The sequence below is a fragment of the Streptomyces bohaiensis genome (genome assembly GCF_012033785.1).
Classification (GTDB): domain Bacteria; phylum Actinomycetota; class Actinomycetes; order Streptomycetales; family Streptomycetaceae; genus Streptomyces; species Streptomyces bohaiensis.
Map to the genome: position 1 here is coordinate 1 of NZ_JAAVJC010000111.1, position 14832 is coordinate 14832.

Genomic DNA, 14832 nt, shown 5'->3' on the forward strand with positions numbered 1-14832 from the left:
GTCCGGCGGCGGCCGCCACGGCTGAGGCGGTGGGCCGCCCGGGGGCGGCCCGCTCGGTCGCAGGGCGGCTCACGGCCGCGCCCCCGCGGGCGGCCCGTCCGGGCCGGCCTCGTCGAGCAGAGCGGTGTGGACCGGGGTCTGCTTCCGCCGGGTGATGTTGATGCCGCGCCCGGGGATCAGGTGGCGGCCCTTGACGTTGCCGAGGACGTAGCCCTCGGTGGGCGGGCAGGACAGCAGGACGGTCGGGCTGTTGGCCTCCAGCATCCGCCGCAGCAGCGGGTCGTTGAGGCCGCGGCCCGCGCCGGCCGCCCCGCGGGTGGTGACGATGTGCAGGCCGACCTCGTAGCCGAGCGTCAGGTGGTCCATCAGCGGTGCGAACGGCTGATGGAGGGCGCTGCCCGAGGAGACCATGTCGTAGTCGTCGACCAGCACGAAGAGCCGCGGGCCCTTCCACCAGTCGCAGCGCCGCATCTGGGACGGTGAGATCTCCGGGCCGGGGACGCGGTTCTGGACCGCGCGGCCCGCGCCGTCGACGAGTTCCTTGAGGCCGTCCATCGACACGGCGTGGCCCAGGCGGTACTCCTCGGGGACGGCCTCCACCAGCGTGCGGCGGTAGTCGACGACCATGATGCGGGCCTCGGCGGGCGTGAACCGCTGGGTGATGCCGCGGGCGACGAGCCGCAGCAGGTTGGTCTTGCCGCTCTCGGTGTCGCCGACGACCACCAGGTGCGGGGTGGTGGCGAAGTCGTGCCAGAAGGTGCCCATCTTCTCCTCCTCGACCCCCAGGGGGACGCGGAGCCCCTCGTCGGGGGCGGGGAGGTCGGCGGCGTGGAACATGGTGGGCAGCATGCGCACCGGCGGCGCCGACGGGCCGGTGTGGTGCTCGCGCACCCGGGCCACCAGGTCGGCGACGCCTTCGCTGAGGTCGTCGCCGCTGCTGCGGCCGTCGATGCGGGGCAGCGCCGCGAGGTAGTGCAGCTTCGACTCGTGGGTCAGGCCGCGTCCGGCGACGCGGGGCACGCCCGCCGCCTTGCGGACGTCGATGTTGGAGTCCATCGGGTCGCCCATCCGCAGCTCCAGGTGGGTGCCGGACTGGTCGCGGACGGCCGCCGACAGTTCGACCCAGCGTGCGGTGGTGGTCACCAGGTGGATGCCGTAGTTGAGCCCGCGTGCGGCGATGGCGCCGAGCGTGGGGACGTGGGCGTCGAACTCCTGGCGGAGCGTGGACCAGCCGTCGACCACCAGGAACGCGTCGCCGTGGGCCTCCTCGGGGAACTCCCCGGCGGCGCGGCGGCGACGGTACGACGCCATGGAGTCGATGCCGTGGGTGAGGAAGAACTGCTCGCGCTGGGTGAGCAGTGCCGTCACCTCGGCCACCACGCGGCCGACGCGTTCGCTGTCCATGCGGGCGGCGACGCCGGCGGTGTGCGGCAGGTCGCGCAGGCCGGAGAGACTGCCGCCGCCGAAGTCGAGGCAGTAGAACTGGACTTCGCGCGGGGTGTGGGTGAGTGCCAGCGCGCACAGCAGGGTGCGCACCAGGGTGGACTTGCCGCTCTGCGGGCCGCCGGCGATGGCGAGGTGGCCGCCGGCGCCGGAGAGGTCCACGACGAGTTCGTCGCGGCGCTGGTCGAAGGGCCGGTCGACGATGCCCACCGGCACCCGCAGGTTGCGTCCGCCCGGGGACTGCAGGCCGCGGCCCGGGACGGGCTGCGGTGCGCCCAGCAGCGTGTCGAGGGTGTCGGGTTCGCGCAGCGGCGGCAGCCACACCTGGTGTGCGGGCGGTCCGGCGTCGAGCATCCGGCTGACGGCCACGTCGAGCAGCGGCAGCGCCGGCTCGTCCTCCTCGGTCTTCTTCCGCAGCATGTCGGGCTGGGGCTCGTGGCGCGGGGCGGTCCACTGCGCCGTCCACGGCACCACCTGGGCGGCGACGCGGGCGCGGTGCGCGGAGCCGCTGCGGCGGGCGTAGGGGCCGGAGACGTAGGCGGCGCGGAAGCGCGTCAGCGACTCGACGCCGCTCTTGAGGAAGCCGGCGCCCGGCTGCGCGGGCAGGTTGTAGGCGTCGGGCACACCGAGGACGCCGCGGCTCTCCATCGCGGAGAAGGTCCGCAGGCCGATGCGGTAGGAGAGGTGGCCCTCCAGTTGGTGCATGCGGCCCTCGTCCAGCCGCTGCGAGGCCAGCAGCAGGTGGACGCCGAGGCTGCGGCCCAGCCGGCCGATCATCACGAACAGCTCCAGGAACTCCCGGTGTGCGGAGAGCAGTTCGCTGAACTCGTCGACGACGACGAAGAGACTCGGCAGCGGGGCGAGCGGCACACCGCCGGCGCGGGCCTTCTCGTAGTCGAGCGCGGAGGTGTAGTTTCCGGCGGCGCGCAGCAGCTCCTGGCGGCGGATCAGTTCGCCGTGGAGTGCGTCGTACATGCGGGCGACCAGCTCGGTCTCGTCCGCGAGGTTGGTGATGACGGCCGAGGTGTGCGGCAGGGTGTCGAGGCCGAGGAAGGTCGCGCCGCCCTTGAAGTCGACGAGGACGAAGTTCAGCGTCTCGGAGGAGTTGGTCAGCGCCAGTCCGAGGACCAGGGTGCGCAGCAGTTCGCTCTTGCCGGAGCCGGTGGCGCCGATCAGCATGCCGTGGGGGCCGGTGCCGCCCTGCGCGGACTCCTTGATGTCCAGTTCCACCGGCAGGCCCGCGGTGTCGACCGCGATGGGCACCCGCAGCCGCTGGCCGACGGTGCGGGACTCCCACAGCGTGTGCGGCTCGTGCCGGTAGAGGTCGGGTATGCCGACCAGGGTCGTCAGCTCGGTGTCGCCCTCCAGGACCTCGTTGCCGGTGTCGCGCGTCATCGACAGCCGGTGCGGGGCCAGTCGGCGGGCGAGCCCGCTCGCCGCGGCGACAGTCATGGCGTCGGGGTGGCCGAGCTCAGTGAACTGCTCCTTGCGGTCCCGGTCGGTGCGGACCAGCCGCAGTTCCGGTTCGGCCAGGTCCAGTCGGAGGGTGGAGCGGCCGGGACGCCAGGTGAGCGCGGAGTCGACGTCCACCACGACGGCGTTGCGGAAGCCGGGCCCCTGCGCGCGGTGCCCCTCGGGGACGATCGCGCCGTCCAGGACGAGGACGACGTAGGGCTCCTCGCGGCTGGGGACCGCGTCGCCGGCGAACGTGGTGCGCTCGGCGAACTCCGGGCCGAGCAGGTCGTCGAGGTCGTTGACGGTCGAGCAGACCATGCGGACGGGGCCGGCGCCGTCGGTGCGGCTGCGGTGCTGGGCGTGCGGGAGCCATTTGACCCAGTCCCAGTCCGCGGCGCGGTCCTCCGCGGTGCAGACCACGACCCACAGGTCGTCCGGCGAGTGCACGGTGACCAGTTGGGCGAGCAGCGCGCGCGTCAGGTCGCGGGCGCGGTCGGTGTCGCCGCGGAACAGCACCTTGGACCAGGCGCGGAGGTAGACGGCGATCGGCTGGGCGGGGACGGTGGCGTACGCCTTGATGAGGCCGCGCAGCGCGTGGGCGCTCAGCGGCTCCAGGTCCTCGACCGGCTTCGCCGACTCCGGTGCCAGGCGCAGGCCGAGCTTCTGGTCACCGACGGCGACCCGGATCTCGGCGAAGTCGTCGTCCTCGGGGCGTCGTTCCCACATCCGGGTCGTGCCGGCCAGCGAGGCGAGCCCGGCGGGGTCGGGGTGGCGCCAGGCGAGCGCGCGCTGCTGCTCGGCGACGGCCTTGCGGACCTTGCGGCGGGTCTTGCGCAGGTACCGCAGGTAGTCGCGGCGTTCGCCCTTGAGCTTCGACTTGCGTTCGGCGTTCTTGCGGAACACGTTGCCCAGCAGCATCACCGAGACCGACACCACCATCATGCCGAGCATGAGGTAGATGAAGTTGTCGCCGCGCTGGCCGCCGGGGGGCCGGATGAAGACCAGCATCATCGACACCGACATCAGGGCCATCGGCAGGTAGTTCCACACCTGGGAACTGTCGTTGGAGACCTCGGGGAGCGTCGGCGGCTCCTGGAGGGTCAGCTCACCCTCGGGCATGTCCGGGCCCCGGCGGCGCGCCGGACGGCGGAAGAGGACGGTGGTCACAGGCGCTCTCCTCGGTACGTGGTCCACCCGCGTGCGGGGAGGACGGTCCCGGGCGGGGCACGGGACGGGGACGTCGCTACGGGCGCGGGGCGACCGTGGGCGTGCGGGGACGCCGCGAGGACCGACGGCGCCGCGCGGTGCCCGCCACGGGGGAGCGCGATCCCGTGCCGGACGGCATGAGTCTACGATCCAGGGAGACGAGGGGGAACGTAAGTCCCCCTATCGCCGAGGAGCTTCGGCCACCCGTGCCGAAGTGTCCCGCACGGCGCCCGGCCCGCGCACCGCAGCGCGGGCCGGTCGCCGCCCCCGAGCTGCCCGGTTCACCGACGAGCGGAACCCCCACGTTCCCGCCGAGAAGCCTGAGTGTGCTGATGACTGATTCCGTAGCACCGAGTCTGTGCCGTGTCACCGTACGGACCCCCGAGCGCATCATCGATCTCGCCGTTCCGGCGGACGTGCCGGTCGCCGACCTGCTCCACACGGTCGTCGAGCACGCCGGGGAGACGGTCGCCGAGAACGGTCTGGAGCACGGTGGTTGGGTGCTCCAGCGCCTGGGTGGGCCGCCGCTCCCCGAGGAGCGCTCGCTGGAGTCGCTGGGGGTGCTCGACGGGGAGGCGCTGCACCTGCGGCCCCGCTCGGACGCCCTGCCGGAGGTGGTGCTGGACGACCTGGTCGACGGGGTCGCCGACACGATGGAGGACCAGCCCTTCGGCTGGACGGCGGAGGCCGCGCGCCGGCTGCTGGTCGGCATGCTGCTGATCACGCTGGCGGGCGGCCTCGGTGTCCTGCTGCACCCGCCGGCCGACGGCGTCAACGCCCTGGCGGCCGGCGTGGTGGGGCTGGCGCTGCTCGGGGGCGCGGCGGCGGCCAGCCGTGCCGTGGGAGACGCGGGCGCCGGCGCCGCGCTCGGTGTCGCCGCGGTGGCGTACATCGGGCTGGCCGGCTGGCTGCTGCCCGGCGGGGAGTTGGGCGGTGAGTACCACGCGGAGGTGCTGGGCGCCCGGGCGCTGGCCTTCGGCGCGGCGGCGCTGGGCGCCGCGATGCTGGCGGTGGCGTCCGTGGCCGCGTTCGCCTCGCTGTTCCTGGGGATGGCAGTGGTGGCGACGGGCGCGGCGATCGGCGGCGCGCTGATGATGACCACCGACCTGGCGGTGGGCGAGGTCGCGGCGGTGCTGGCGCTGATCTCGGTGATCTGCGGGGCGCTGGTCCCGTCGTTGTCGTTCCGGTTGTCGGGGCTGAAGATGCCGCCGCTGCCGACCAACGCCAAGCAGTTGCAGGAGGGCATCACCCCGCACTCGCCGTCGAAGGTCGAGCGGCGGACGGTGCTGGCGGACGGCTGGATGACCGGGCTGTACGGGGCGATCGCCGTGCTGTGCAGCGCGTGCCTGTTCGGGCTGGCGCTGCGGCCGACGCTGGCCCAGGTGCTGATGATGGTGGCGCTGTCGCTGCTTCTGCTGCTGCACGCACGGGCGTTGGGCAACACTCTGCAGCGGCTGTCGGTGGTGACACCGGGGTTGCTGGGCGCCGGTCTGCTGGCGTTCGGGCTGGCGACGACCACCTCGCCGTCGGGGCGGCTGCTGCTGACCGCGGGGCTGCTGGCGGTGGCGGCCGCGCTGGCGATCGCCTCCTGGACGGTGCCCGGCCGGCGGCTGGTGCCCTACTGGGGCCGTGCCGGTGAGCTGTTGCAGTCGGCGGCGGCCATCAGCATGCTGCCGCTGACCCTGTGGGTCCTGGGCGTCTACGGCGCGCTGCGCGCCATCAACGGCTGAGGGGAACGGCTATGCAGACCAAGAGGGACCAGGTCCAGGCCCACATGTTCCTCATGAGCCGGTTGACCTCCGCGATGCTGCGGTCCGACCCCGACGCCCCGGAGAGCCCGCAGGCGCGGACCAACCGCGGCATCCTGTGGGGGGTGGTGATCGCGGTCATCATCACCGCCGGGGCGTTCGTCCTGGGCATGTTCAGCCCCGGCAAGAAGACCTCCTGGCAGACCTCCGGCGACCTGGTGGTCGACAAGGACACCGGGGCCCGCTACCTGTACCTGGGCGACGAGCTGCGGCCGGTGCGCAACTACGCCTCGGCACGGCTGCTCTCCGGCGCGGAGATCGGCACGACGACCGTCGGCACCAACTCGCTGCGGGACACCCCGCGCGGCACCCCGGTGGGCATACCGGGCGCGCCCGACCAGTTGCCGCAGGTCGAGGACGCCACGCAGACGCGCTGGCTGGTCTGTGCCGCGGCCGGGCCGGCGGCGGACGAGGAGGGGGCGACGTTCACGACACTGGTCGTGGGTGGCGACGCCGAGGGGGACGGTGTCGGTGCCGGGGAGGGCGCGCTGGTGGTGGGCCCGGACGACGAGGAGTACCTCGTCTGGCAGGGCATCCGGCTGCGGCTGGACAGCGACTCGGGGGCACGGGAGTCGCTCGGCTACACCGCGCAGGCGCCGGTGGCGGTCTCCGCGTCGTTCCTCAACTCGCTGCCGGTCGGGCCGGATCTGACGCCGCCGCCGGTGCCGGGACTCGGCGACGCCGGCCCGGGCGGGGTGGGCGTCGTGGGTCAGGTCTTCGAGCAGGCGGTGACGGGCGGCGAGTCGCGCTACTACCAGCTGCACACCGAAGCCCTCGTGCCGGTGACCGCGACGGAGGTGGCGCTGATCCTCGGTGATCAGCGCATCCGCGAGGGCGCCTACGACGGGGCGGCCCCGCAGGCGCTGCCGCTGACGTCGCAGGCGGTCCGGGACCTGGCGTCGGGGGACGGCACGGCGACCGGCGCGCGGCTGCCGCAGGCACCGCCGACCGCGGTCCCGGTCTTCGAGGAGGAGTCGCTGTGCGCCAGCATCGTCCCCGAGGGCGACGGCAGCAGGATCTCCGTCTCGGTGATGCCGAACGGGCTGCTGGGCACGCCCGCGCAGCTCTCCTCGGAGCTGGCGGCGCCCGCGTGCTCGCCGGTGGACGCGCTGGTGGTGCCGCCGGGCGGCGGGACGCTGGTGCGGGCGGTCGGCGCCGGCGGCGGGCGGATCGGCCCCTCGCTGTACCTGGTGACGGAGGCCGGGGTGAAGCACCGGGTCGACGGCAACGAGGCGGCCGCCGCGCTCGGCTACGGCAGTGCCACCCCGGGTGAACTCCCGGCCCCGCTGCTGGCGATGGTCCCCTCGGGGCCCGATCTGTCGGAGCTGGACGCCCGTGAGGGACGCGTCACGTTGACCGAGCCGTTCTGCGAGGCGGACGACGGCTCCGTCGTGGGCGAGCAGCGGGAGGAGACCGTCGTTGAGCAGGGCGGGGACGGTGGCGAGGGCACGGTGGACGCGTCCGGCCCGCCGGCGGGCCCGGCCGGTGCCGGTGGGGTCGGCAACAAGGAGACAAGCTGACGACAACATCGCGCGCCGGGCGGGCGCCCGGTTGCCCTTAGCCTGATCGGCGGCACCCTCCCGACCCTTCGGGCAATGGACCGTCAGGCCGGCGCGGGCGCCCCCTCACCCAGACCGGACGCGGCCGAGGAGCGCTCAGGCCGCGCCGCATACCGGAGGTCTTGCCATGTCCCAGGAGATGACTGCCTCAGAGCAGTCAGCGACCAACAGCGGTATCCAGACGCTGAGCACGGCGATCAGCGAGATCGACCACTGCCTCATGCGGGTGGGCGAAAGCAATCGCGACCTGCAGAAGTCCTACCAGGGCAGCGACGGCCTGGAGGCCTCGCGGCTCGTCGAGCAGTGGGCGCAGCAGGCGGGGATCATCCAGAGCAACCTGCTGAACATGAAGAACACGCTGGAGCAGACCCTCGGCGAGTACAACGCCGAACAGGTGACGTCGCGTGAAGAGGTCTCGATGATGAGCCGTACCTCCTCCTCGGTGTTCGACACGCTCTCCGGCTGAGCCGGCCCCGGACCTGCCCCCCGCACGACCCTCCCGCCGCCCCACCCCTGGAAGAGGAAACGCATCATGAGCCAGTTCGACGACGGCACGATCTTCATGGACTACAAGGGCGTCGACGACGTCGTGGACAGACTCCGCATGGAGACCCGCGACATACGCGCGATGATGGCGTCGATGGAGCAGGGCCTCGGCCCGCTCCGCAACAGCTGGGTGGGTGACGCCAGCGCGATGTACACCCAGAAGCAGGCGGCCTGGAACCGGGCCATGGAGGCGATGGACAACCTCCTGGAGAAGGACGCCCAGGTCCTGGAGGGCGTGCGGAGCGGATACCGCCGCCGGGAGACCTCCCTCGCCCAGACCTGGGGCGAGCTCAAGATCGGCCGCTGACCCACCCCGACCGACCGGCTGACCGGGCAGAGAAGGAGAACTCGTCGTGAGCACCGACGACTCCGGCGAGGGCGCCGGAACCCTCGAGATGAACAAGGACGGTCTGCGTCGCTTCCGTGAGAACGAGGTGGACGCCGTCCGCAAGGCCATCGAGAAGATCCGGAAAGGCGACGGCGCGTACTCGATGCGGCAGCTCTCCGGCCGCGAGTCCCTGGACGACAGCGACATGAACGACCGCCAGCGGCCGCTCGCCCTGGGCCGGATGGTGTCGGGCAGCGGGCCCGGCGCGGCGGTGAACGACAACATCAAGACCGTCGCCGGCGCGCTGGACGGCATTCTCGACGACCAGGTGGCGCTGTTCGAGCAGATCATGACGAACCTGGAAACGACCATCGACGAGCTGCTGGAGGAACAGGGCGCAAGCCTGGAGGACATCGACGGACAGGCCATGCTGGACGTCTTCGTCGAGGTCGAGACCGAGCTGACCGGCAACTACACGTCGTCCGATTCTTCCGACTGACCGCTGCCCCAACCCCTCGCGGAGCCCCTCGTGCCAGATCAGGACGACAGCAACTCGTCGAGCGACGACTCCTCGGACGAGAACGAGTCGACGGATGGCGGGGGCAGCAACAGCAACGGGATGGCGGACCAGGACGACGCCTACCGCCGCTTCGTCCACACCATGACCGGCTATGTGATGCCGAACCTCAGCGAGGTGTTCGACGACCTCAAGGGGAACAGCGACATCCCCATGATGCGCGTCGAGATCTCCGGCGGCTCCTCGGACATGTGGACCACCTCGCGCTCGGTGGACGACCTCAGCGAGCTGTACGCGAAGAGCAGCAACCCGTGGTTCCGCCAGGAGAACACCGACGTCGTCATCCCCTTCTACTCCGGTGGTTCGGCGCCCGGTCAGAAGGTGACGATGAAGCGGGCGCGCATCACGCTGCTCGGCCGTCGTTCGACGACGGACGCGCCGGACGCAGCGGGTTACCAGAACGGCAGCGAGTTCAGTTCCGACCTCAAGATCGGCGACCAGTCGTCCACCACCTGGGACAATCGGCCGGTCGCGCAGTACGTCACCGGCTCGGGCGCGGCGCTCAACAAGGTCCTCGCGGGCGACAGCTTCCGCATGGGTCACAACGACTCCGCCACCGTCCCCTACGCGGACTCCGTGAAGCTGCAGAGCCTGAACGACGTCGCCGACTCCTTCGACAGGCTGGCCACGTTCTTCGCCGGCCGCAAGAAGGACTTCGACACCTGGGGGAGCAGTCTCGGCAAGGAGACGATGGAGTGGAAGGGCCAGGCTGCCGGCGTCTTCCACGACCTCATCGCCGGCCTCAATCGCATCTACACCTCCTACGCCAAGCAGTTCGCGACCACTTCGGCCGGCAAGTCCGTGTTCGGCGACGAGCTCCGCGAGACCCGGGAGACCATCGAGGAGGCCATCCGGGAGGTCCGCGACGCCTGGAGCCGGTGGCATGCCACGGACGGCAACCCGCTGCGGTACGTCTACGACGAACTGATCGACACCGCAGAGCACATGTTCAACAACAACATCTTCAAGGTGCGGTACCACCCGTCGACCAGCAGCGGTGGCAACTACAGCACCTACAGCGGCGGCTCGCACAAGATCGAGGATGCGGGCTTCACCGAGAACGCGAAGGACGGCGGTCCGCTGACGGACATGTCGACCTGGAAGGCCATCGGCGAGCGAGCCAAGCGCAAGTGGGAAGCCACGATCGAGGAAAAGCTCGTGGAACCGGCCCGCACCGCCGAGGCCACGGTCTCCGACGCCTTCAACAAGATCGACATACCCAAGTCCGTGAACACCGTCAACGTCAGCCTGGAGGCTGAGTACGGCAAGGACGTCAGCGCCCGGGACCGCCACGAGGCCGCGCTCGAGAAGGAGCGGATGGAGCGGGAGCGGGAGGAGGCCGAGACGCGGGCGCGCGAGGAGCGGGAGGAGGCCGAGGCCCGGGCGCGCGAGGAGCGGGAGGAGGCCGAGAACCGGATGCGCGAGGAGCGGGAGGAGGCCGAGAACCGGGCGCGCGAGGAGCGGGAGGAGGCGGAGGCCAAGGCCGAAGCCAGGGCCGAGGCCGAGAAGGCGGAAGCCCAGGCCAGGTACGAAGAGCAGAAGGCCGAGCAGGAGGCCAAGGAGGAGGAGGCGCGGGCGCAGGCCGAGGAGGACCGCGCGCTGGCGGAGGAGCGCTACGAGCGTGACCGCGCCGACGCGGACGCCCAGCGCGATGAGGCCCAGGCCCAGGCCGAGCGCGACCGCGCCGAGGCGCAGGAGCGGTACGACCAGGAGAAGGCGGAGGCCGAGGCCCGCGCCGATCAGCTCCTGGGCGGCGGCGGGAACTTCGGAGCCATGCCGCTCGACCCCGACGCGGTGGATCGGGCCAACGACCTCATGGGCGGCGGCAACCCCGCCTTCATGGCGGGCATGCGGACGCCGGGCGCCAACCTCGGTCAGGGCTCCGACGACCGCGAGCGGCGCGACTACGACGCCGCGCAGCAGCAACAGGCGGACCAGCAGCAACGGGAGGCCGAAGAGCGCTACCGCGAGCAGCAGAACCGTGCGGACCAGCAGCAGCAGGACGCCATGGACCGCCAGGAGCAGCTGCAGCGCGAGCAGCAGGCCCGCGCAGACGAGATCCGCGAGGGCGCGGACCAGCAGCGGGTGCAGACCGAGAGCGACTACCAGGAGCGGCAGAGCGAGGCGCAGCGGGACGCCGAGGCGCGCCAGGAGGAGATCCAGCGCGAGCAGGAGGCCCGCCAGGAAGAGGCACAGGCGCGCGCCGACGAACAGCAGCGCGAGGCCCAGCAGCGCCAGGAAGAGATGCAGCGCGAGCAGGAGGCCCGCCAGGAGGAAGCACAGGCGCGCGCCGACGAACAGCAGCGCGAGGCCCAGCAGCGCCAGGAAGAGATGCAGCGCGAGCAGGAGGCCCGCCAGGAAGAGGCACAGGCGCGCGCCGACGAACAGCAGCGCGAGGCCCAGGAACGCCAGGCAGAGGTCCAGCAGCGCGCCGAGGAGCAGCAGCGCGAGCAGGAGGCCCGCCAGGAGGAGGCGCAGCAACGCGCCGACGAACAGCAGCGCGAGGCCCAGGAACGCCAGCAGGAGATGCAGCGCGATCAGCAGGCCCGCCAGGAAGAAGCGCAGGCGCGCGCCGACGAACAGCAGCGCGAGGCCCAGGAACGCCAGCAGGAGATGCAGCGCGACCAGGAGGCCCGCGAGGAGGAGGCCCGCGAACGTGCTGAGCGCCAGCAGCAGTTGTCGCAGGAGCGCCAGGAGGAGCTGCGTTCTCGGGGTGACTGGCGCGGTGCCGAGGCGCAGCGGCAGGCGGACGAGGCGCTCGCCGAGGCGCAGCGCCGCTACCAGGACCAGCTCCGCGGCATGGGCGGCGGTGACTTCGGCGCGTCGAACCCCGCGGTGACGACGCTCAATCCGGACGGCTCGCTGACCGTGGAGTACCCCGACGGCACCTCGCGGAGGATCGACGGGGAGCTGACGACCCAGCTGCCCGACGGGACCGTGCGGACCGTGAACCCCGCCACCGGGGAGGTCACCACGGTCTATCCGGACGGCAGCACCCGCACCGAGTTCCTGTCGCCGGGCGAGTCGATCAGGGATCTCGCGACCGGCACCGGCCCGGGCGGCCGCTCGGTCTTCAGCCCGTCGACTCCCGGTTGGGCGTCGGAGTTGGACCCGAGCCTGCCCGCCCAGGAGGGGCAGGGGATCGGGCGCGGCATGCCGGGCGGCGGGATGCCGATGATGCCGCCGGGCGGTCGGATGGGCGGCGGAGGCGGCCCCGGCGAGATGGAACGTTCCCGCATGGTGCACGATGACCAGGTGTCACAGCGTCAGGTGCGCCGCCCCGGGATGGAGGCCGAGACCATCCAGGCGGCCCGCGGCATGCCGACCAGCGGTGGCATGCCGATGATGCCGCCGCCGATGGGCGGCGGGGCGCCGGGCGGTGGCCAGCAGACGGAGAGCGGCGGCCGGGAGCGGGCCTCCTGGATGGAGGAGGAGGACGACGTGTGGGGCAGCGACGAGGGCGGGGCGCCCGCTTCGATCGGACGCTGACAGCGCGGGGTTCCCAGTCGACAAGGTACGAGCAGCGGTAACGGTCAGGAGGCCGGCGGAATGGATTCGATCGAGTCACGCGTGGCTGCGGCCATGGAGCAGTTGCGGCAGACGGAGGAAGCGGCCGAGCGCGCCCAGGGCGACCTCAGCGCCATGACGGAGACCGCCCGTTCCCGCGACGGCAGCGTCGAGGCGACGGTCTCCGCGCAGGGCCGCGTGGAAGCCGTCCGGTTCCTCGACAACCGCCACCGCGCCATGAGCGGCGACCGGCTCTCCGCCGCCACCGTGGAGGCGATCGAAACCGCCCAGGCCGCCATGGCGCGGGTCGTGATGGAGACGATGCGTCCGCTGACGGAGATGGCCGACGCCATGGCGCGGGCTGTCAGCGACGAGGCCGGGGAGGCCGCCGCCGCCGACTGGGAGCAGATGTTCGCGCCGCTGCGCGAGACGGCCGCCCGCGGCCAGGAGCAGGGCGACCAGCGTGGGAAGCGCCTACGCGACGAACTGCACGAGGGCGAGTGAACCAGCCGTGACAGGGGACAAGTTCGAGGCGGATCCGCGGCGTCTGGCTGCCTTCGCCGAGGAGTTCAAGTCGACCCGTCGCGAGTTCGACAAGGCGCGTGAGGACTTCCTTCGGGACGAGCGCCGCCTCGGCATGTGGATGGGAGACGACCCCTCGGACACCTACGCGAAGCAGGTGAAGCCGCCGTACGACCAGGGCATCGAGCAGACCACGATGCTGTTCGAGATGTTCGGCGAGGCCGTCGACAACATCGGCGAGATCATCTTCGGTGACGCGAAGGACCTCTCGGACTTCCAGGGCGAGAACGTGGAGGGCTTCCACGGGCTCGGCTCGTCCTCCGACGGCATCGGCCCGGTCGGCGGCGGCAGGTTCTGACCGGTGCTCCCCGACAGTATCCAGTTCCCTCCGGACGTACGGCGCATGCTGTTCGTCCTGATCGGTCACATGCCGCTGACCGGCTCCTCGGACATGGCGTACACGCACTCCGGGACGTTCGACCGGGCGGCCGACAGCCTGGACCGGGTACGGGGACGGCTGCGGAGCATGATGAACCAGGTCGACGGCGCGCTCCCGCCGCACGTCGCCCAGCAGTTCAAGGATGCCGTCAACACCCTCAGCGACCCGTCGGGCAGCGACCGGCTCGGGGACTTCTCCACCCAGTTGCGCAGCGGCCTGGCCCAGAACCAGGTCGCCCAGTCGCGCAACATCATGGAGGCGAAGTGGCAGATCATCGCCGAGATCATCATGCTGATCGCCCAGTTGGCGCTGCTGGCGGCGCTGTCGTTCTTCACCGGCGGCACCTCGATGACCCAGGCGATCATCGCGAAGACCCGCAGCACGCTGACGGTGCTGCTCGTCATGCAGCGCCTGTCCGCCAACGGCCTGCTGTTCCCGACGCTCACCAGCGCGCTGCAGGAGGCCGTGATCACCTTCGCGACCCGCATCGCGATGATGAAGCTCAACAAGGGGAACCGGGCCCCGGGCAGCATCGACTGGGCGGCAGTCGGCAAGGCGGGGCTCTTCGGCCTCATGGGCGGGCTGTTCACCGCCGGGATCTACCGAGCACTACCCAACCCCTTCCGCGCCGGTCCGGACAGCAGCGGCTGGATCAACTTCACCGGAGAAGTGCCCAAGGCGTTCATCTCCGAGGGTGTCGGTGACGCCGGTTCCGAGACGCTCATCAACGGACTCTTCGACGGCAACTGGACCGTCAACCCGATGTCGCTGGTCGGCGGCGGCCTCTCGGGGATCTCCGGGCTCGCGATGGAGACCGGTCTGTTCATCCTCGGCAGCAAGGGCTACGACCACTTCTTCAAGCCCCGGCCGGACGGCTTGGACGTCAACAGCTCCGTGAACGACCCGTCGCGGTTGGGCGTCAACGGCCCACCCGTGCCGCCGCCCGTCCTGGAGAAGCCGGGAGCGGTGCCGCCCCCTCCCCTGGACGTGAAGCCGCTCGTACCGCCGCCGGTACTGCCCTCGGTGGGTGGTCCCCTCGCCGACTCGCCGCCGCCCTACGTGGCGACGTCCCCGACGCCGGGCCCCGTCGACCCGGCCCTCGCGGAGAAGAAGTCGCCGGTGCCGACACCGCCCCCGGTGGTGACGCCGGTGCCGACGCCGCCCCCGGTGGTGACGCCGGTGCCGCCGTACCTCGACGTCCCGCCCCCGTACCGTGCGCTGCCGTCGGTCCCGCCCGCCTCGGAGGCGCCGTGGGTCAACACCCCGGTGGCGGACACCACGCCGGTACCGGACGCTCCCACCAACCCCGCGCCCGGCCCCGAGCCGATACCGGGCACCGTGCCGCCCCCGGCCAACCAGGCGCCGCCGCTGACCGTGCCGTCGCTGGTCCCACCGGTCGTGCCGGGCGTGCCGGCGCCCGGTGGGGCGCCGCTGCCCGGCCC

10 protein-coding genes are annotated in these 14832 nt (G+C 72.0%); 9 read left to right on the plus strand and 1 reads right to left on the minus strand.

Features of this window, described 5'->3' with window-relative positions:
- Positions 1–69: 69 nt before the first annotated feature.
- Positions 70–4065 (minus strand): type VII secretion protein EccCa, encoded by a 3996-nt coding sequence (gene eccCa, locus HCN52_RS13865; RefSeq protein ID WP_312876689.1) that lies wholly within the window; start codon positions 4063–4065, stop codon positions 70–72.
- Positions 4066–4436: 371 nt separating this feature from the next.
- On the opposite strand from eccCa, the gene eccD reads away from it, so the two are divergent.
- From eccD to HCN52_RS13910, 9 genes are all read left to right on the plus strand, one after another.
- On the plus strand, positions 4437–5834 hold the full coding sequence (eccD, locus tag HCN52_RS13870; RefSeq protein ID WP_168088745.1) for a type VII secretion integral membrane protein EccD: 1398 nt from the start codon (positions 4437–4439) through the stop codon (positions 5832–5834).
- Positions 5835–5845: 11 nt separating this feature from the next.
- Positions 5846–7432 (plus strand): type VII secretion protein EccB, encoded by a 1587-nt coding sequence (gene eccB, locus HCN52_RS13875; protein WP_168088746.1) that lies wholly within the window; start codon positions 5846–5848, stop codon positions 7430–7432.
- Between the two features lie 178 nt (positions 7433–7610).
- The gene (locus tag HCN52_RS13880) at positions 7611–7937 is read left to right on the plus strand and encodes a hypothetical protein (RefSeq protein ID WP_168088747.1); all 327 of its coding nucleotides are present in this window, start codon (positions 7611–7613) and stop codon (positions 7935–7937) included.
- A 66-nt stretch (positions 7938–8003) separates the two neighbouring features.
- Complete coding sequence (locus HCN52_RS13885) at positions 8004–8324, plus strand: WXG100 family type VII secretion target (protein ID WP_168088748.1); 321 nt, start codon at positions 8004–8006, stop codon at positions 8322–8324.
- A 46-nt stretch (positions 8325–8370) separates the two neighbouring features.
- Positions 8371–8844 (plus strand): type VII secretion system-associated protein, encoded by a 474-nt coding sequence (locus tag HCN52_RS13890; protein WP_168088749.1) that lies wholly within the window; start codon positions 8371–8373, stop codon positions 8842–8844.
- 30 nt (positions 8845–8874) lie between these two features.
- Positions 8875–12411 carry an AAWKG family protein gene (locus HCN52_RS13895; protein ID WP_168088750.1) on the plus strand — a complete coding sequence of 1179 codons (3537 nt, stop codon included), beginning with the start codon at positions 8875–8877 and terminating at the stop codon, positions 12409–12411.
- 60 nt (positions 12412–12471) lie between these two features.
- On the plus strand, positions 12472–12933 hold the full coding sequence (locus tag HCN52_RS13900; RefSeq protein WP_168088751.1) for a YbaB/EbfC family nucleoid-associated protein: 462 nt from the start codon (positions 12472–12474) through the stop codon (positions 12931–12933).
- A 7-nt stretch (positions 12934–12940) separates the two neighbouring features.
- Entirely contained in the window at positions 12941–13309 is a 369-nt protein-coding gene (locus HCN52_RS13905; RefSeq protein ID WP_168088752.1) for a hypothetical protein, read from the plus strand.
- 3 nt (positions 13310–13312) lie between these two features.
- Positions 13313–14832 (plus strand): WXG100-like domain-containing protein (locus tag HCN52_RS13910; RefSeq protein ID WP_446696973.1); only part of this gene is annotated, 1520 nt, incomplete at its 3' end.